The organism is Actinoplanes sp. CA-051413, from assembly GCF_050955795.1.
Taxonomy (GTDB): Bacteria; Actinomycetota; Actinomycetes; order Mycobacteriales; family Micromonosporaceae; genus Actinoplanes.
Window position 1 is genome coordinate 4,621,197 of the sequence record NZ_CP192100.1, and the last position, 13,944, is coordinate 4,635,140.

The 13,944-nt window shown below is 67.3% G+C and carries 36 protein-coding genes; 2 read left to right on the forward strand and 34 right to left on the reverse strand.

Annotated features, from left to right (window positions below; genetic code table 11):
- Nucleotides 1-4 precede the first annotated feature (4 nt).
- Nucleotides 5-331 carry a hypothetical protein gene (locus ACQP2Y_RS21705; RefSeq protein WP_433731056.1) on the reverse strand — a complete coding sequence of 109 codons (327 nt, stop codon included), beginning with the start codon at nt 329-331 and terminating at the stop codon, nt 5-7.
- 276 nt (nt 332-607) lie between these two features.
- Here ACQP2Y_RS21705 and ACQP2Y_RS21710 point away from each other — a divergent pair, with 276 nt between their 5' ends.
- Nucleotides 608-943, forward strand: a complete 336-nt coding sequence (locus ACQP2Y_RS21710) for a hypothetical protein (RefSeq protein ID WP_433731058.1) — start codon at nt 608-610, stop codon at nt 941-943.
- A 5-nt stretch (nt 944-948) separates the two neighbouring features.
- On the opposite strand, the gene ACQP2Y_RS21715 is transcribed toward ACQP2Y_RS21710, so the two are convergent.
- From ACQP2Y_RS21715 to ACQP2Y_RS21790, 16 genes are all read right to left on the reverse strand, one after another.
- A complete protein-coding gene (locus tag ACQP2Y_RS21715) occupies nt 949-1,170 on the reverse strand; it encodes a hypothetical protein (protein WP_433731060.1) in 222 nt (73 codons plus the stop codon).
- Nucleotides 1,170-1,595, reverse strand: a complete 426-nt coding sequence (locus tag ACQP2Y_RS21720; RefSeq protein WP_433731062.1) for a hypothetical protein — start codon at nt 1,593-1,595, stop codon at nt 1,170-1,172. The genes ACQP2Y_RS21715 and ACQP2Y_RS21720 overlap by 1 nt, the downstream gene beginning before the upstream one ends.
- A gap of 51 nt (nt 1,596-1,646) precedes the next feature.
- Complete coding sequence (locus ACQP2Y_RS21725) at nt 1,647-1,892, reverse strand: hypothetical protein (RefSeq protein ID WP_433731064.1); 246 nt, start codon at nt 1,890-1,892, stop codon at nt 1,647-1,649.
- Entirely contained in the window at nt 1,889-2,128 is a 240-nt protein-coding gene (locus tag ACQP2Y_RS21730) for a hypothetical protein (RefSeq protein WP_433731066.1), read from the reverse strand. The genes ACQP2Y_RS21725 and ACQP2Y_RS21730 overlap by 4 nt, the downstream gene beginning before the upstream one ends.
- Nucleotides 2,125-2,457, reverse strand: coding sequence for a hypothetical protein (locus ACQP2Y_RS21735; RefSeq protein WP_433731068.1), 333 nt, complete (start codon nt 2,455-2,457; stop codon nt 2,125-2,127). Before ACQP2Y_RS21735 ends, ACQP2Y_RS21730 begins: the two co-directional genes overlap by 4 nt.
- A complete protein-coding gene (locus ACQP2Y_RS21740; RefSeq protein ID WP_433731070.1) occupies nt 2,454-3,080 on the reverse strand; it encodes a hypothetical protein in 627 nt (208 codons plus the stop codon). Before ACQP2Y_RS21740 ends, ACQP2Y_RS21735 begins: the two co-directional genes overlap by 4 nt.
- Nucleotides 3,077-3,313 carry a hypothetical protein gene (locus ACQP2Y_RS21745; RefSeq protein WP_433731072.1) on the reverse strand — a complete coding sequence of 79 codons (237 nt, stop codon included), beginning with the start codon at nt 3,311-3,313 and terminating at the stop codon, nt 3,077-3,079. Before ACQP2Y_RS21745 ends, ACQP2Y_RS21740 begins: the two co-directional genes overlap by 4 nt.
- A 151-nt stretch (nt 3,314-3,464) precedes the next feature.
- A complete protein-coding gene (locus tag ACQP2Y_RS21750; protein ID WP_433731073.1) occupies nt 3,465-3,671 on the reverse strand; it encodes a hypothetical protein in 207 nt (68 codons plus the stop codon).
- Complete coding sequence (locus ACQP2Y_RS21755; RefSeq protein ID WP_433731075.1) at nt 3,668-3,934, reverse strand: hypothetical protein; 267 nt, start codon at nt 3,932-3,934, stop codon at nt 3,668-3,670. The genes ACQP2Y_RS21750 and ACQP2Y_RS21755 overlap by 4 nt, the downstream gene beginning before the upstream one ends.
- Nucleotides 3,931-4,242, reverse strand: coding sequence for a hypothetical protein (locus tag ACQP2Y_RS21760; protein ID WP_433731077.1), 312 nt, complete (start codon nt 4,240-4,242; stop codon nt 3,931-3,933). The genes ACQP2Y_RS21755 and ACQP2Y_RS21760 overlap by 4 nt, the downstream gene beginning before the upstream one ends.
- Nucleotides 4,239-4,472 (reverse strand): hypothetical protein, encoded by a 234-nt coding sequence (locus tag ACQP2Y_RS21765; protein ID WP_433731079.1) that lies wholly within the window; start codon nt 4,470-4,472, stop codon nt 4,239-4,241. The genes ACQP2Y_RS21760 and ACQP2Y_RS21765 overlap by 4 nt, the downstream gene beginning before the upstream one ends.
- Nucleotides 4,469-4,759: a hypothetical protein gene (locus ACQP2Y_RS21770; protein WP_433731081.1), complete on the reverse strand. Its 291-nt coding sequence runs from the start codon at nt 4,757-4,759 to the stop codon at nt 4,469-4,471. The genes ACQP2Y_RS21765 and ACQP2Y_RS21770 overlap by 4 nt, the downstream gene beginning before the upstream one ends.
- Entirely contained in the window at nt 4,756-4,962 is a 207-nt protein-coding gene (locus ACQP2Y_RS21775; RefSeq protein ID WP_433731083.1) for a hypothetical protein, read from the reverse strand. Before ACQP2Y_RS21775 ends, ACQP2Y_RS21770 begins: the two co-directional genes overlap by 4 nt.
- Nucleotides 4,959-5,285: a hypothetical protein gene (locus ACQP2Y_RS21780; protein WP_433731085.1), complete on the reverse strand. Its 327-nt coding sequence runs from the start codon at nt 5,283-5,285 to the stop codon at nt 4,959-4,961. Before ACQP2Y_RS21780 ends, ACQP2Y_RS21775 begins: the two co-directional genes overlap by 4 nt.
- A complete protein-coding gene (locus ACQP2Y_RS21785) occupies nt 5,282-5,563 on the reverse strand; it encodes a hypothetical protein (RefSeq protein ID WP_433731087.1) in 282 nt (93 codons plus the stop codon). Before ACQP2Y_RS21785 ends, ACQP2Y_RS21780 begins: the two co-directional genes overlap by 4 nt.
- A complete protein-coding gene (locus ACQP2Y_RS21790) occupies nt 5,560-6,165 on the reverse strand; it encodes an endonuclease domain-containing protein (protein ID WP_433731089.1) in 606 nt (201 codons plus the stop codon). The genes ACQP2Y_RS21785 and ACQP2Y_RS21790 overlap by 4 nt, the downstream gene beginning before the upstream one ends.
- 148 nt (nt 6,166-6,313) lie before the next feature.
- Between ACQP2Y_RS21790 and ACQP2Y_RS21795 the strand changes: the two genes are divergently transcribed.
- Nucleotides 6,314-6,499, forward strand: coding sequence for a hypothetical protein (locus ACQP2Y_RS21795; RefSeq protein ID WP_433731091.1), 186 nt, complete (start codon nt 6,314-6,316; stop codon nt 6,497-6,499).
- Between the two features lie 11 nt (nt 6,500-6,510).
- On the opposite strand, the gene ACQP2Y_RS21800 is transcribed toward ACQP2Y_RS21795, so the two are convergent.
- The 17 genes from ACQP2Y_RS21800 to ACQP2Y_RS21880 form a co-directional block, all read right to left on the reverse strand.
- Complete coding sequence (locus ACQP2Y_RS21800; protein ID WP_433731093.1) at nt 6,511-6,648, reverse strand: hypothetical protein; 138 nt, start codon at nt 6,646-6,648, stop codon at nt 6,511-6,513.
- Between the two features lie 230 nt (nt 6,649-6,878).
- Entirely contained in the window at nt 6,879-7,301 is a 423-nt protein-coding gene (locus ACQP2Y_RS21805) for a helix-turn-helix domain-containing protein (protein ID WP_433731095.1), read from the reverse strand.
- Nucleotides 7,298-7,546: a LexA family protein gene (locus ACQP2Y_RS21810; protein WP_433731097.1), complete on the reverse strand. Its 249-nt coding sequence runs from the start codon at nt 7,544-7,546 to the stop codon at nt 7,298-7,300. The genes ACQP2Y_RS21805 and ACQP2Y_RS21810 overlap by 4 nt, the downstream gene beginning before the upstream one ends.
- Nucleotides 7,543-7,734 carry a hypothetical protein gene (locus tag ACQP2Y_RS21815; RefSeq protein ID WP_433731099.1) on the reverse strand — a complete coding sequence of 64 codons (192 nt, stop codon included), beginning with the start codon at nt 7,732-7,734 and terminating at the stop codon, nt 7,543-7,545. The genes ACQP2Y_RS21810 and ACQP2Y_RS21815 overlap by 4 nt, the downstream gene beginning before the upstream one ends.
- Before the next feature lie 66 nt (nt 7,735-7,800).
- On the reverse strand, nt 7,801-8,349 hold the full coding sequence (locus ACQP2Y_RS21820; RefSeq protein WP_433731101.1) for a hypothetical protein: 549 nt from the start codon (nt 8,347-8,349) through the stop codon (nt 7,801-7,803).
- A gap of 32 nt (nt 8,350-8,381) precedes the next feature.
- A complete protein-coding gene (locus ACQP2Y_RS21825) occupies nt 8,382-8,888 on the reverse strand; it encodes a hypothetical protein (protein ID WP_433731103.1) in 507 nt (168 codons plus the stop codon).
- A gap of 40 nt (nt 8,889-8,928) precedes the next feature.
- Nucleotides 8,929-9,777: a hypothetical protein gene (locus ACQP2Y_RS21830; protein ID WP_433731105.1), complete on the reverse strand. Its 849-nt coding sequence runs from the start codon at nt 9,775-9,777 to the stop codon at nt 8,929-8,931.
- A complete protein-coding gene (locus tag ACQP2Y_RS21835) occupies nt 9,774-10,313 on the reverse strand; it encodes a hypothetical protein (RefSeq protein ID WP_433731107.1) in 540 nt (179 codons plus the stop codon). The genes ACQP2Y_RS21830 and ACQP2Y_RS21835 overlap by 4 nt, the downstream gene beginning before the upstream one ends.
- A complete protein-coding gene (locus tag ACQP2Y_RS21840) occupies nt 10,310-10,534 on the reverse strand; it encodes a response regulator transcription factor (protein ID WP_433731109.1) in 225 nt (74 codons plus the stop codon). Before ACQP2Y_RS21840 ends, ACQP2Y_RS21835 begins: the two co-directional genes overlap by 4 nt.
- The gene (locus ACQP2Y_RS21845) at nt 10,531-10,746 is read right to left on the reverse strand and encodes a response regulator transcription factor (RefSeq protein WP_433731111.1); all 216 of its coding nucleotides are present in this window, start codon (nt 10,744-10,746) and stop codon (nt 10,531-10,533) included. The genes ACQP2Y_RS21840 and ACQP2Y_RS21845 overlap by 4 nt, the downstream gene beginning before the upstream one ends.
- A complete protein-coding gene (locus tag ACQP2Y_RS21850; protein ID WP_433731113.1) occupies nt 10,743-11,102 on the reverse strand; it encodes a VRR-NUC domain-containing protein in 360 nt (119 codons plus the stop codon). Before ACQP2Y_RS21850 ends, ACQP2Y_RS21845 begins: the two co-directional genes overlap by 4 nt.
- Nucleotides 11,099-11,257, reverse strand: coding sequence for a hypothetical protein (locus ACQP2Y_RS21855; protein WP_433731115.1), 159 nt, complete (start codon nt 11,255-11,257; stop codon nt 11,099-11,101). Before ACQP2Y_RS21855 ends, ACQP2Y_RS21850 begins: the two co-directional genes overlap by 4 nt.
- Nucleotides 11,254-11,478, reverse strand: coding sequence for a hypothetical protein (locus ACQP2Y_RS21860; RefSeq protein ID WP_433731117.1), 225 nt, complete (start codon nt 11,476-11,478; stop codon nt 11,254-11,256). Before ACQP2Y_RS21860 ends, ACQP2Y_RS21855 begins: the two co-directional genes overlap by 4 nt.
- Complete coding sequence (locus ACQP2Y_RS21865) at nt 11,475-11,963, reverse strand: hypothetical protein (RefSeq protein ID WP_433731119.1); 489 nt, start codon at nt 11,961-11,963, stop codon at nt 11,475-11,477. Before ACQP2Y_RS21865 ends, ACQP2Y_RS21860 begins: the two co-directional genes overlap by 4 nt.
- Nucleotides 11,960-12,388 carry a hypothetical protein gene (locus ACQP2Y_RS21870; protein ID WP_433731121.1) on the reverse strand — a complete coding sequence of 143 codons (429 nt, stop codon included), beginning with the start codon at nt 12,386-12,388 and terminating at the stop codon, nt 11,960-11,962. Before ACQP2Y_RS21870 ends, ACQP2Y_RS21865 begins: the two co-directional genes overlap by 4 nt.
- The gene (locus tag ACQP2Y_RS21875) at nt 12,385-13,116 is read right to left on the reverse strand and encodes an ERF family protein (protein ID WP_433731123.1); all 732 of its coding nucleotides are present in this window, start codon (nt 13,114-13,116) and stop codon (nt 12,385-12,387) included. The genes ACQP2Y_RS21870 and ACQP2Y_RS21875 overlap by 4 nt, the downstream gene beginning before the upstream one ends.
- Complete coding sequence (locus tag ACQP2Y_RS21880; RefSeq protein ID WP_433731125.1) at nt 13,113-13,940, reverse strand: PD-(D/E)XK nuclease-like domain-containing protein; 828 nt, start codon at nt 13,938-13,940, stop codon at nt 13,113-13,115. The genes ACQP2Y_RS21875 and ACQP2Y_RS21880 overlap by 4 nt, the downstream gene beginning before the upstream one ends.
- Nucleotides 13,941-13,944 lie beyond the last annotated feature (4 nt).

Sequence of the window (13,944 nt, forward strand, 5' to 3'; positions counted from 1 at the left end):
GGTGCTAGCTGTTGACGTCGAGGTCGGGCCACTGCCCTGCATCGAACTGAGCCATGAAGATTGCCGCCGGGTCAGGCAGCGGTACCGATACGTCTTGTTCGTAAGCCCCGGACCGGGCCATGTACCCCCGTCCGTTCCAGGCGACCTCCAGATTGCGCACCCCGAACCGGCTCAGGAAGCTCGTGATCGGGTTGTCGCACGGATCGTTGGCGATGCCGCAGCAGCCGTACGTTCTCAGCACCTCGGCGACCGCCTCCGCGGTGTCGCCGACCGTCAGCAGTGCGCCGGCGATGGTGTGCGTAGCCCCTGTTGCGTCTTCGGGTTGCCTCAAGCCGCTTGCGTCTCCTCATTCAGGCAGCCCACTCCGTGTCCCACTGCGCTCGCCAGCGGCAGGACCACTGGTGCCCACAGCGCCGGTGCCGATAGAACGCGGTGAGGGTTTCGCCTTCGGTCGTGGTCGCGTACGGCACGACGACGCCGTCCCAGTCAGTGCAAGCTGGGCAGCCATCCACGAAGGGTGGCCAGTTCGTTTGGTGCTCTTTGCTGATCTCAAACGAGTACGTCACGGCCACTCCAATCCATCGTGCCGTCCGGTAGAGTATGGCACATGCAGGTGCCAATCTGGAGATCGCGACATGGACTTTCCATCAAGGTGAGAGGTGCTGATCGCGACACGCTGATCTGTGATACTTGGGATGTGACCGACCCCGTACAGCAGGCGCGAGCAGCGCTGAAGCGCGCCGAGAAGACGGTCGAGCGCCGACGCGAAGAACTCGCGAAGGCCGTTGCCGAGGCCGTTGCTCGGGGCGAAAAGCTGTCCCACGTCGGCGCGAAGGCGGGCTATACCCCTGAACACGTTCGCCGGATCGCCCGCGCTCACGGTGTCGAGGACACCACCGGCAGGAAGCCACCGCCGGCGCGGGTCCGCGAGTCCCAGGACTGACACCGTCACTGCGGGTCCGTGAAGTACGGGCACTGGCACGGCGGATGCGCCCCGGTCGGCGTCCACTCCTCAGCTGCCGCCTCCAGCCGAACCAGCGCCGCCTCGCAGGTTTCGCCCGGCTCCAGCACTGCCGTGAACGTCTTGGTGCGCCGCAGCTTCTTCCCGCGCCCGCAGCAACCACATGACACCTGCTTGACGGCCTTGTGCGTGACGGTCTCAGCGGTCATCAGCTGAACTCTCCGACGTCGAACCGGAAACCCTCGGCGTCACGCCACGACCGGGCGCCGGGGGAGTACCCGTCGACCCACCACGCGATCGACGTCATCCCCTCTTCCTTGCGGATCTGGGCATCGTCGGGAGCCTCGTGCTGGTCGAGCCACACCGCCGGTTCGTCGACGCGGCGCCCGTACTCGTCCCATAGCTCGCCCGGGGTGTCAGCGAACACCTTCCGCCAGTCGGCCCGGGACAGCACGGGAAAGCCGAACGGCGACTCGGTGTCGTAGCCCCACTCGGGATGCTCGACGTCGAACAAGGTGTGCGGGTAGCCGCGGAACCCGAACGACCAGCCAGCGGACCGCTTCCCGACGTGGACTTCCTGGTAGCGGTCGCAGTGACCGCAGACGTTCGTGCGGTAGAAGAAATTCGTTCCCACCAGGTTCTCCTGCTCTACGTGTTGGTCCGGGGGAGGGTGAAGCAGCTCAGGTCAAGGCAGCTCGGGCCCGTCGCAGTCGATATCGCAGTACGACTTGTCGGCCGCCTGCTCGCGGGTCGGGATGTGCCGGCCGACGGCAAGTTCGACGTCGTTGTCCGAGCCGTCTCGGAGCCCGTTGCGGGTGACGATCCAGTCCCATCCCACGGCTTCGACCTTTCGGCAGGCGTACGAGTCGCGGCCGAAGGAGCCGCCGCAGAAGCCGTGGATGATGTCGCCGGGCTTGAAGTCGTGGATCACCAGGACCTCCAGATGATTTCGGCGAGGACGAACGCGGCGAGGATCGACAGGCCGAGAATGGTCAGGGCGACGAGGGCCGGGTGCAGGTTGTCGCCCCACAGGATCAGTGCGGTCATCCCGGCGGCGTAGACGAGGACGCCGGTGACGATGGGCCATTTCGGGGGTCTGCCCGGGCCGCCGGAGCCGCGGCCGGTCTTGGCGCTGTGGAGCAGGACGATCGGCGGGACCATGCTCATGACGGCCACGCGCACAGATCGGCCGAGCAGCCCTTGAGGCAGAACCGGCAGTCGAGGCAGGTGTCACTGACCTCGCCCGGCACGCACCGTCCCGGCTCACAAGAGCAATCCGGGCAGCCGCCGACGATGTGCGCCAACGCCTCATGCCGACCAGGCAACCGGAGGGCCCTTTTGCCGGTGCGGCGGGCGTACCAGTCCCCGTCCGGTGCGCCTTTGACCCAGGGGGAGGCGCGGCCGACGAGGATGGTGCCGTCGAAGGCGTACAGGCTGCCCGGGTGCCGGTCGAGGGGGACGACGTCGAGGCCGTGGGTACGGGAACGGTCGGTCATGACAGGCCGCCGAGCAGCACATCACGGGCGGCACCGATGAGCCGGAACACGTCGGCGTTGCCACCGGCGTCGGGATGGGTCTTCCGCGCTGCCGCCTTGTATGCCCGGTTGATCGCGTCAGTGGTGCTCAGGTCGGCCGGCTGGAGTCCAGCGGCGTCGGCCAGAACCCGGCGGGCTTCGTCGACCGTCATGGAGGTCTCGGCGGCGGTAGCGGCGATCGCGGACCATCCGGTGTACTGCTCGCCGGAGTGGGTGACGCCGTACCGGTCGACGGCGCGGAGCGCTTCGAGGGCCAGCCCGATGGCGCGGACGTTGGCCTGCCAGGTGCGGTACTGGTCGGTGGCGTAGGTCAGCGGCCCGTGGCGGGAGTCAAAGGACACCTTCACGCCGGGGCTGTTCACCTTGGCCTTGGCGTAAAGCATCCCGTCACGGCGAATCGATCCCATGGGGGCGTCGACCTGAACGACAATCACCTTCCCGTCGAGGTATCCGACCTCACGGACGAGCAGCTCGACAGTGTCAGCCCATCCGGCCTTGAAGGGGCTGGAACGCTGGTCTCTGGCCGGCGTGGCAGGGCCGTCCCAGAGCAGCATCGGGCGGATCTCAAACCGCGGGGGAGTCATCGGTTCTCACCGCTCTGCTCAACTTCGACGATGGGCAGTCCGACGGACCAGCTGGTGCGGGTGCCGTCGTCATGCTCGACCGTCAGCGTGGGCGTGGAGCAGTAGGCGATCACCTTGCCCTCAGCCATGACCAGCTCCTCGCAGCCGATAGCGCCGGAGTGGACCCGGATGCGGGCGCCGCGCTGGACCAAGTCGTGCGCCTTCTCCGGTGGGACGTGCCTGCCGCGGCTCATCGGGCTTCCTCCACTCGGTCGGTCGGGGCGGGTGGGACAACAACCCCGTCGTGGTGGCACCAGTCGAGGTGTTCTTCGCCCTCGACGGCGCAGCAGGTGGCGCAGAACCAGTACGGGCTACGGCGGGTCTGGAGGAGGTGTCCGGACATCTTCACGAGGCCACCGCCGTCTGCAGGTTCGTGACGGTGAACTGGTCCCGGACTGTCCCGCCGGCGTGGACGGTGTCGTGGCAGTCGTCGACGGCGCGGCGCATCTGCCCGCGGTTGAACCGGTCGTGAAGGTCCGTCATGTCGAGTTCGATCCGGCAGGCCCAGTCGCACGGATACTCGGCGGAGTACGCCTCAGTGGAGCCGGTCATGAGGTGGCCACCTTCGTGGCGTCCTCGTCGCGCCACTCTGCAACGACGCTGACGCTGTCCTGCCCCCGGTGCGTACCCGAGTGACCCTCCGGCAGGCAGCAAAGCCAAGGCGTCTCACCGGGCTGGTCGGTGGGACCGACCCACTCCGACTTACAGCAGGTGCCGTCGTCGTGGGTCGACCCGGCCGGCAGGCCGTCGAGGTCCCCGCCGTTGGCGGTGTAGAGGTCCCAGGGAAGGTCATGGAAGCCGGTCGTGTCGCTCATCGTGTTGCCTCCTCGCGGGCGCGTTCGCGCCGGTCCATGCGGTTGACGTCTTCGACCAGCCGGCGCATCAACTCCGGGGCATACCGGAGTTCCTCGTCGGTCAGCGGCGGACGGCCACTCTCCGGCGCCATGACGGCGATCTCGGTGGAGGGTTTGCCGGGCTGCTGGGTGCGGATCTGGCAGGCGTGCTCGGCGTCCAGGAGGGTGTAGCGCTGCGCCTCCCACAGGTTCTGGGTGTAATAGCGCCCGCCGGGGCCCCACCAGGCGTTCTGCTTGTTCGACCAGACCAGATACATCGGCTCGGTCACCGGATGGGCTCCTTCGCGCATGTGCCGACGCGATGCTCGTGCGCCACAACCTGAGCCTCAGTGAGCTCGGTGACCCTCCCGAGCAGCTCCAGCGCCTTACTTGTCCGGTAACCGGCGTGCTGGTCGTGGAGGTGTTCGTACATCTCGGAAGAGCTGGCATCGGGATCTTCGGCGGACACCGTGACGTAATGGCAGCAGGACGGGCAGCCGAGGGCGTAGGGCAGGGTCATCGGCCTGCCGCCTCAGCAAGCGCCCGTCGGATTTCCCCGACCGGGATCTCCGCGTCACCGTCAACGTCGTTGCCGTCAGTGTCTTTCGTCAGCGACTCCACCTCGGCGACCACACGTCGCAGGTTCTCGATCTCGCCGATGAGCTGCGGCACCTGCGCGCCGACATTCGCCCAAGCGGCGGTGAGGCGCTGATTGGCGAGAGATCCGGTGGAGTACTCGGCTGCATCGGCGATGCTCACGATGTCGATGAGCTGCGCTTTGATCGAGTTCAGGTCAGTAGTAGTCATCGTGCGGTCGCCTCCTCGGCGATAGTCGTGTCGTAGTTGATGTCGTGAGCGTCGTGAACGGCCTGAGCCAGCACCCCGAGGGAGTTGTGGTTGTACCGGTACTCCCGGATGCCGATAGTCAGGGCTTCGAGCTGGAGGTCGTTGAACTCCTCGCGCAGGGCTGCGACGAGAGCCACATACGACGGGCGGTGATTGGCGCTCACCGGGTGGCTTCTTCGTTGGCAGCCCACACGACGTCGTTGCACCATGAGCACTGCCGGTGTGCGGCAATCTCCGCGTCACCCTCGTACGCCTTCCAGTGGTGCTCGCACGTCTCGCCCAGATAGAACTGCAGGTCGGACGCCATCTGCCGGTGGTGTTCGTTCGTGCCGTTGACGGCCAGGAACATCTCCAAACGCCAGAGCCAGCGTCGATCCGTGGTGGTCGGATCGGGGTCGCCGTTGGAGTCGAGGCCCTCGTCGCGGATCGACAGGGGCAGGCGGGAGCGGTAGTCCGCGCCAGGGTGGACGTACTCGGAAGTGGTCATCGCGTGGCCACCTCTGCTGCCGCATTCAGTCCTGAGGCCATTGCTTGCGCCTGCGCCCATCTGGCGACAGCGCCCTCTTCGATGTAGTCCTCGAAGATCTCGATCAAGTCATCGCCCCGGTAGGAACCGGGCAGGTGACCCTCGTCGTCCGGAAGGGCAGTGCCTCGCCGGATCGAGATCTCGACCTCGCCGGACTCGGCATCAGCGAGAGAGTCGATGACGTATCCGTCGGGTTCGGATAGGAACGCTGTCCACGGGCCGGTCAGGTAGTCGTTCATCGTGCAGTCTCCTTGGTCAGGCTGGTGGGGTAGGGGCGCAGATTGTGGGGGCCGGAGTCTGCGACCAGTTCTTGCCAGGTGATGTGGCTTGGTCGGTTCCAGGCGTACTTGTGCATGGCTTCCCAGCCGCTGACGGTCCTTCGCCAGCCTCGGTAGGCGTAGTCCAGGACTGATGCACCGATGGGAGGCTCGGGCGGCGTCTCGCTGGTGACGCCATGTCGGGCGAGGACCGTGCGGTAGAACGCGGCGGCGGTGTATGCAGACAAGAGGCGGGCCTTCTCCGGTCGCCCGATGGTGGTGTTACAGGGGCCGCAGAGCATCCCCCGTACAGCCCAAGCGCCTAAGCCGTGGTCGTGATCGATTTGCAGACGGCCAGCGATGTGGCCCTTGGTCCGCCATTTCGAGAGCAGGTGGCCGGGCTTGGAGCACGATTCACATGTGTCTTGAGAGCGGTCGAGCAGAGATTCGAACTGCGCGCACGTGAGCCGGTACTTGCGGTGTAGACCGCAAGTGGCATGGACCGGGAAGGTTCGGATGCCGGTGTCGCCGATGAGCCACCACGCGTACTGCCCGTTTGGTAAACGGGGCGGAAGGACCAGCATGCGGGCTCCTAGCGATTGACGATGCTACAGCTTGACCGTACCGTGAACCTTAAGGATAAGCAAAGGCCAAACTCTAGGGATGGACATGACGATCACTGCTGTAGCTCCGCCTACCGGTAGCCCGTACGCCGACCTGTACGATCCGGCTATGCCGAAGACCAAGCCCATGGGTGTAGAAGCGCTGCGCAAGGTGCTTGGTCCCGAGATCGAAAAGGCCGCGACTGACGGGACGCACATCATCGTCAGGAAGCGCGGCGACGCCCTCGTGGTCGTCGTTCCTCTGGACTGGTACCGCAAGGCGCGCGAGGCCACCGGCGAGCCAACGGACCTGTAGCCACCCCGCGTTCACCCGTCCACCTCGGGCAGCTCACCCTCACCCGAACACGGCGTCTTCGTCAGCACCAGCGTCCCGTCGGACCACGACCACTGCCGGTGCGCACCCACCAGCCCGGCCTCGTCCAGCGGGGCCCGGCCAACACACACCGGGCACGTCCCCTCAGCCTGCTCATCCTCAACCGGCCGCAACTCCGGGCCGCCCTTCAAAATCCGGGCGCAGTCCGGGCACAAGTTCGGCGGCGTGAACGGATGGGGTACCGGCGGCATCCACCCTTTGCGCCGGCCGCACAGCATGTGATTGCCGGTCGTCACCCGCTTCGCGCACCACACGGTGTGCTCACCGGCGGCATAACCGAACTCGACTTTGTCCCGACTGCTCACGTCAGCCCGCCCAGGTCGACACCGACCAGCTGCGCGTAGCGGCGGGCCAACCCGACCGTGAACGGCTGCCGGCCCGTCTCCCGATGCCGAAGCACCGCAGCGGTCACACCCAGCAGGCCGGCCATAGTGCCGCGTGTCCAGCCCTTGCCCAGGCGGGCCTCGACCAGCCGGTCGACGGGCACGTCAGCGGCGGGCAGCCAGTCCAGGTCCAGCGGCTTAAAGTCCAGGACCCCGGCCTGCATCGCCAACGCGACAAGGTGGGCCCGGTCCCGCGCACCGAACATGCCGATCATCGTGGTGCGGCGGGCCTTGACCGCCGCGACACTCAGATGCAGCATCTCGGCCTGCTCGATGCTGCTGTAGCCGGCGGCAGTGAGCCCCAGAACGTCCAGCAGAGGCCGGGACAGGGTCGGCTTCATGCGTTCCTCCCGTCGTCCGGGTTGAGCACGACCAGAGCGCGGGCAACGCCAGGCGCGCGGCGAATCCAGCCCATGCGTTCGAGCTCCCGGACCTGGTAGGCGACCGCGGACGGGGTGGACAGGCCGACGTGGGCGCCGATGTCCCGCAGGCTCGGCGCGTAGCCGTGCTGAGCGTGATGGGCGCGAATGTAGGCGAGGATGCGGGACTGCCGGCGGCTGAGCAGCGGAGCCACGGCGGCGGTCACGACATCACCCGCCGGTTCAGGTCGTAGCCAGCGGCGGTGAGCCCGTCGAGGACTTCGACCGCTTTGCGCTGGTCCCGCATCCGGTGCGCCTCCGACCAAGCTGTGGCTGGCGAGGCGCCGGGCAGGCAGTAAGCGCGGTGCAGCTGGGCGGTCAACGCCTGCACGGCGCCGGTATCGAGCTTGGTCATCGGGGGATCCGTTCAGGTGGAGGGTGGGGCGCAACCCCGAGGAAGAAGCCGCGCCCACAGCGGCAGCTACTTCTTGGGGGTCAAGTCCGGGACCGGCTTCGCCAGCGTCAGCGGCGCATCGGACTGCAGGAACTGGCCGGTGAACGTCACCATCACGTCCGTGGCGGTGAACCCGTACCAGAAGTCCCCGTTGTCGCCGTACGTGTTGTCATCGCCGGCGGCCTGGACCTGCATCGGGCAGTACTCGGTGCTGTTGCAACCGTCGATGATCGCGTCGGTCGGGTTCAGCTGGGCGTCGCCGTACGTCAGCTGCCCCTTGATGACCATGTAGTTGATCGGTTCGCCGGTGTACGACAGCTGGTAGACGTAGCTCAGGTGGTTCGGGTCGTTCATCCGGACCAGCCGCTTGGCGATGTTCTTGCGGGTCAGCGGGTAGGCCAGCTCCTTCGCCGGGTACGGGACCTGCTTCTCGGCTTGGACCTGGCTGTCTTCCATCTGGACGGCCTTCTTGCCCTGCGCCGAGTCCTCGTCGGGCCCGTCGCTGGTGCAGCCGGCCAGGACCAGACTGACGACGGCGAGCGCGGCGAGGGCGGTACGGCGGGCGTTCCTGTTCACGGTGGATCTCCTAAGCGGGTTAAGTGGGTAGGTCAGCGGGCCGGGACGGCAGACGGTGGGTTGTTCGGTGCGCAGTCGGTCAGTGGGTCGTCGCCGATCGACGCAGGCAGGTCCGCGGGCAGCCACCGGGCGGCCAGGGTTTCCTGGACCTTCGCGTTGTAGTCGGCGACCTGATCCAGGCAGATCATTTGCGTGCCGTCGAAGTCGGTCTGCGCCTTCGTGTCGGCGGGGTTCTTCGCGGCGGTGTTGGCGAGGGTCTGCAGCTTCTTGTCGTTGGCCTTGACGCCCTCGTACATGTTCACGAAGGCGCGTTGTTGCGCGATCCGGTTGTTCGAGTCCTGGTCTTTGAGGATCGTGTCGCCGGCGCCCTTGGTGGGTGCGGTGGCGACGCGGATGCCCCAGATGGCAGCGCTGATGGCAAGCCCGGCAAGGACGATCGCGATGATCCAGACCAGCAGCGATGGGACGGTTCTACGGCCGGCGTAGTTGGCGTCGCGGACGTCCTGGCGGAACTGGTCCCGGTCGAGGTTGTTGGGCACGTGCTCTCCTAGATCGATTTTGCAGGGTCGAATGCGTCCCTCAGGACGCGAGTTGTTCCTGGCGTCTGGCCAGCCGAGCACGGGCCCGAGTGACCGTCTGGTGATGCACACCCAGTAGGGCTCCGATAGCCGAGTCCGTCAGATGGCCCATCTCGGTCAGGGCCGCCTCAACGCGCTGCTGCTGAGCACGCCGCGGCGTCAAATCACCAGCGAGCAGCTTCCGGGCGCCGAAGTAGTTGATGCCCAAGTGCGCCGCCGCCCTCGACAACGGCTCACCCTTAGCGACCGCGAGACGCAAAGCAGCGGTCTGCTCTTCCGTCGACAGCTCCACTCCGGTCTCCTCAAGGGCGCGCTGCACGGCGACGTCGTCCACCACCGCAGGCTGCTTGCGGGGACTCCCGGCCGGATCGGGCTTGGCGTTCGGGTCGTCGATGTCGGCACCCCAGCGCATCGGTGACGGGAACCCTGCGGCGACCGCACGCCTTCGGGTCGTCGACGACGTTCCCGGCTTCCCGGACAGCCGGCGGTAGGCGTCGAAGATCGCGTCGCGTGTGCTGGCCACCACCGCCGACCGTTTCGTGATCAGGTGTATGTTGTCGGCGCTCAACCGTCCACCGGTCGCCGCCGAGATCGCCTGAGAGTTGTGGCCGATGGCCCACAGGGCTTGGATGCGCCGGCGGACGCCGGTGGCGTCGAAGCGGCGTGGCTCGGCCCTGCCCTCACGGTGGCGTTTCTGGTAGATACGCCACGCATCCCGGGCGTGGGGGCAGCGACAGCCGTCCCGGAAAGCGGTGTAGGTGCCGTGCCGACCTGCGGTACAGGCCGGGTTGAGGCGGCCGAGGTCCGTGCCGTACGGCAGGGGCTTGGTGTAGTCGACCTGACCGTTCACGCCGACACCGCCACATTCACCGGGACGACCTCGAGGGCCAACGAGCCACCCAGGCCGCGGGCGTACCGCTGCAACGTCTTCAGATAACAGGCGTGCGGCTTCTCCGCCCACCGCGCGATCGCCCGGTTCGACCCGCCAATCTTCTTCGCCAACGCCTGGTTCGACAGGCCCTGAGCCCAATGAATCCGCCGCAGATCATTCACGACGGCCCGCACATGCAGGTGGTCTGCATCAGCGCCACCGAACGGCGTCGCCAGGCGCAGCAGTTCCGCTTCGAAGTCGTCATCATCGGGCAGCGACAACCCGACGATCGTCATCGTGAAGCGACGATCGAGGGCCCGCGCCCACCGCTGAACCCGTGCGACGCTCCACTGCAGCGTCGACTCAGCCTCGTGGATCGCCCGATGGTTGAGCCCGGCGGCGAACGACACAGCCCGGCAGGACAGGCCAGCGCTGCGGCGCAGGTCCCGCAGGTCGTCACGAAGCCGCAGCCGGTTGATGAAGTCCTGCTCGTCCAGGTCAGGGCGGTCGATCATGCCGCCACCTCAAACGGGTCCAGCAGGCCGACTTGGATCGCACGCCACACCAGATGGGCGCGGTTGCGGGCGTCCAACGCCCACCGGATGTCCTCCACATGCCGCTTCACCGTCGCCGGCCCGATCCCGAGCTCGGCGGCGATCTCGTCGTTGGTGCGGCCTACTGCGACCAGTCGGGCCACCTCTTCCTGCCGCACCGTCAGGAACTTCGTCGTGGTCATGCCGCCGCCTCAAGCAGCCCGTGCTCGAAAGCAAGCACAGCGGCGTGGGTGCGGGTGTGGAACCCGAGCGTTTGGCCGGCCCGGTACAGGTGGTTTCGGGCGGTGCCTTCCGCGATACCGAGTCGTTCACCGACCTGACGATCGGTCAGGCCCTCCGCGACGAGGCGCAGCACCTGCTGCTGCCGGGCGGGCAGATCCGTCGCGGCGATCACAACGCCACCGCCCGCGACTTCCGAACGGCACGGATCTCCGCCTCGATACGACCTGACTGCAGGTCGACGGGACGCCACACGCCCATGTCGGCCCCGGCTTCCTCAAGGGCGGCAAGCCACACCTTCTGCTCCCGCGACAGCGAACCCCGTGCAGCTTTGAGCTCCCGGAACAGCACGCCGCCCTTACCGACGAGGGTCACGTCGGGGTAGCCCTTTCCGTCACCCTGCACGGCGGTCAGCCACCGACCGGTCTGCGACTGCGCTGGCCGGAAGTGCGCGGCCAGGACACCCATCCGCTTCGCCATCTCCAGGATGGTCCGCAGCAGCGCGTCCTCGGACACCGCGGGCGCTGTCACGGCTCGTCCGTCCGGTACTCGTCGTCCTCGGACCAACCCCATGCGGGCTGCTCGTCAGCCGGCACGGGCACGAGGATGTCGCCGTCGGGGTCGATGTGCTCGAACGGCGACGCCCATCCCCCGGTGGCAGCCAACGGCTGCAGGTCCAGGCTCATCGGACGGCCGCCAGCGGCTCAACGGTGCACACCGAGCGGTTGAGCCAGGCGGCGTGCTTAGCGCAGCGGCCACCCCAGTAACCGTCGACCATGCCCGGCGTCCGGTAGCGGTGAGTCGGCATCCCTGCGCACATCTCGCGGTAGGTGGCCGGCCGGTCAAAGTGTTCGATGTAGTCGCCGCCCACATCGCAGCGGGCGGGGAACGAGTCGTTGAGATTCACAGCGCCTCCTCGGCGGTCGGGGGAGTGGTCAGGACGAGCCCGTCGTCGGTCAGCCAGCGGGACTGGCCCCGATACAGGGCAGGCTCGGTGAGCGGGTTGTTGCCTTCTCGGAGCATCCAGCCGTGCGCGTACGACGCCGCTGGGTTGGAATGGCAGTAGGAGTGGCACCTGCGGCAGGCGTGGAGCAGGTTCGACAGGACGTCATGCGCGGTCTTCGCGTCGCCCTTACGGCCGCCCATGCCCTGCTTCAGGCGGTGCGCCGGATCCGTCGCCACCCGGTTGCAGCCGGGCAGCAGGATCTCGCACACCCCACCCGACCGGGCCACCAACGCGACCAGGATCCGCGCGGGTACGGCCGGCTTCACTCGGCCACGTGGCTTCGGGACACGCTGGTGGTGGCTGCCCTGGTTCGCGGCGAGGTTCGAACGAGGCAGGGGAGTCGACGAGGTCAGCAGTGTCCGGCGCTCGAGCGGGGATCGCTTCATCGGTTCACGCCCGCAACGGCGTGGATCTGCTGCGTCGTCTTCGCCAGCGCCGAGATCAGCACCGACTGGGCGCGTAGCGTGTCCATGTGGTCCTTCGCCGCCTGCGTCGCAGCCTTGGCGAGCTTCCACTTCGTCTCGACGTCCTCAACCTGCTGGTCCACCCAGGCGTCTCTTTCGGCGGTGGTCACGCCACCACGGACGACGACAGGGCAGTTCGGGTCGAAGAACGCCCGCCGGCGGGCCGATTGATAGACAGCCTCGGCGGTGACTTCCTCGTCGCGGACCGCGGCCAGCCGGTTCTTCGCGTCCCACATCGCCCGCAGCGCCCACCGCTGCTGACGTTGCGACTCCATCAGGCTCAACGCGTCGACGTACTGGGTGGGGTCGTCCCACTCCATGACGTCGGCTTGGTCGGTGACGGTCACTGCACTTCACCCGCAGGCTTGTCCTCGGCGACCGGCGCGATGTCGGCCCGGTTCGCAGCGTCGGCCCGCAGGGCGTCGATCACCTTTCCGGCCTCGTCCTGTGTCAGCTCCGTCGCGGAGTTGATCGGCCGCTTCACGACCTTGATCGCGTACTTCAGCTTGTCGGTCTTCTCGACCGTCCCGACACCCTGGAACAGGGTCTGCATGTCGCGCTGCTGCCCCGCGGTGATCCGCGGCTCCGACGGTGCCTGAGCAGCGGCGATCTTCTCCTCCACCCGCTCCACCCGCTGCTTACGCGCGGCGGTCTCGGCGAGCACGGCGTCCTCGTCGTCGTTGTCGGGCGCCAGCCCGGACACCGCGCACAGGCAGTACCGGCGGGCGTAGGTGATCGCCGAACCGACTTCCTGCGGGGTGCCCCGGCCCGGCAGCGGGTAGACGCCGTCGATCTGCTCGCCGGAAACGTGCCGCAGCTCGTACACCAGCACCAGCTGCTCGCCGAGCATCGTCGGCCGGGACGTGAACGACAGGCCGAGCTTGCCGAGCAGCGGCAGCAACTGCCGGGTGATCTCCGCCAGGTCGGCGTACTGGTAGGTGTATTTCCCGCCGGTCTTGGTGGGCACCTCCGCCTTGTTGTTCTTGGCGATGTGCGGCAACTGGGTCTGAAGGTCAGCGAGAGCCGCATTGATGTCGGAGGCAGTCTTCGGCGTGGTCATCGTGGTGTCGGTCATGCGAAGATCCCCTCGTGATGCCGGCGCCGCGCGTACGCGGGCAGCGAGATACGGACGATGTCGTTGGAGTAGGCGGGCCAGATGTTGGCCTCGGTGCAGTCCCGGTAGATCTCACGGGCCAGCCGGTTACGTTCCCGACCGATCTGCAGGTCCTCTTCGTGCAGGTCGACGACGGTCACTAGGTAGGGCGGGTTCTTGTCCTGGAAGACGAACAGGAACTCGGCGTCCTCAGCGATCAGGTCCAGGTGGATGGCGCCGTCGAGATACCAGGCGGCCTGCGAGTGGTAGAAGAACTTCTCCACGGTCCGGGAGATCGCCGGCGGCGACACGTCAGTGGTCGTCTTGTAGTCGACGACGTTGCGGGACAGCCAGTCGGTGCGTGCCCGGCACGGGACTCCCGTCGCCGGGTCGGTCCAGAACAGTGACTGCTCCGCCAACCCTTCGTCGGTGAACAGGTCCGCGGCACGGGGGTGCTCACGCAAAGCACTGGCCATGGCCTGCACCGTGTCGAACTCAGCCGGCAGGAGCGGCACAGCACCGCGGGCGTACGCCTCGTCACGTTCGGTCTTGGCGGCCTTGGTGAGGTAGTTGTCCGCACCGACGACGTGCAGTTCCGGGCCCGCACCAAGAACAACCATGTGGGCGGCGTGACCGAAGTCGAACGTCCGCTTGTGCGGTGCCTTGTTGTCCTGGTCGTGGCGGAACAGGCGGGGGCAGGACGGCGGGAGGAGCTTCTTCGCGGCGGTTACTGACAGGGCCGGGTGTGCGTGGTACTCCTCTTCGGCCATGTCGTAGATGCCCTCGAGCGTCGCCGGCGTGGTCACCGCA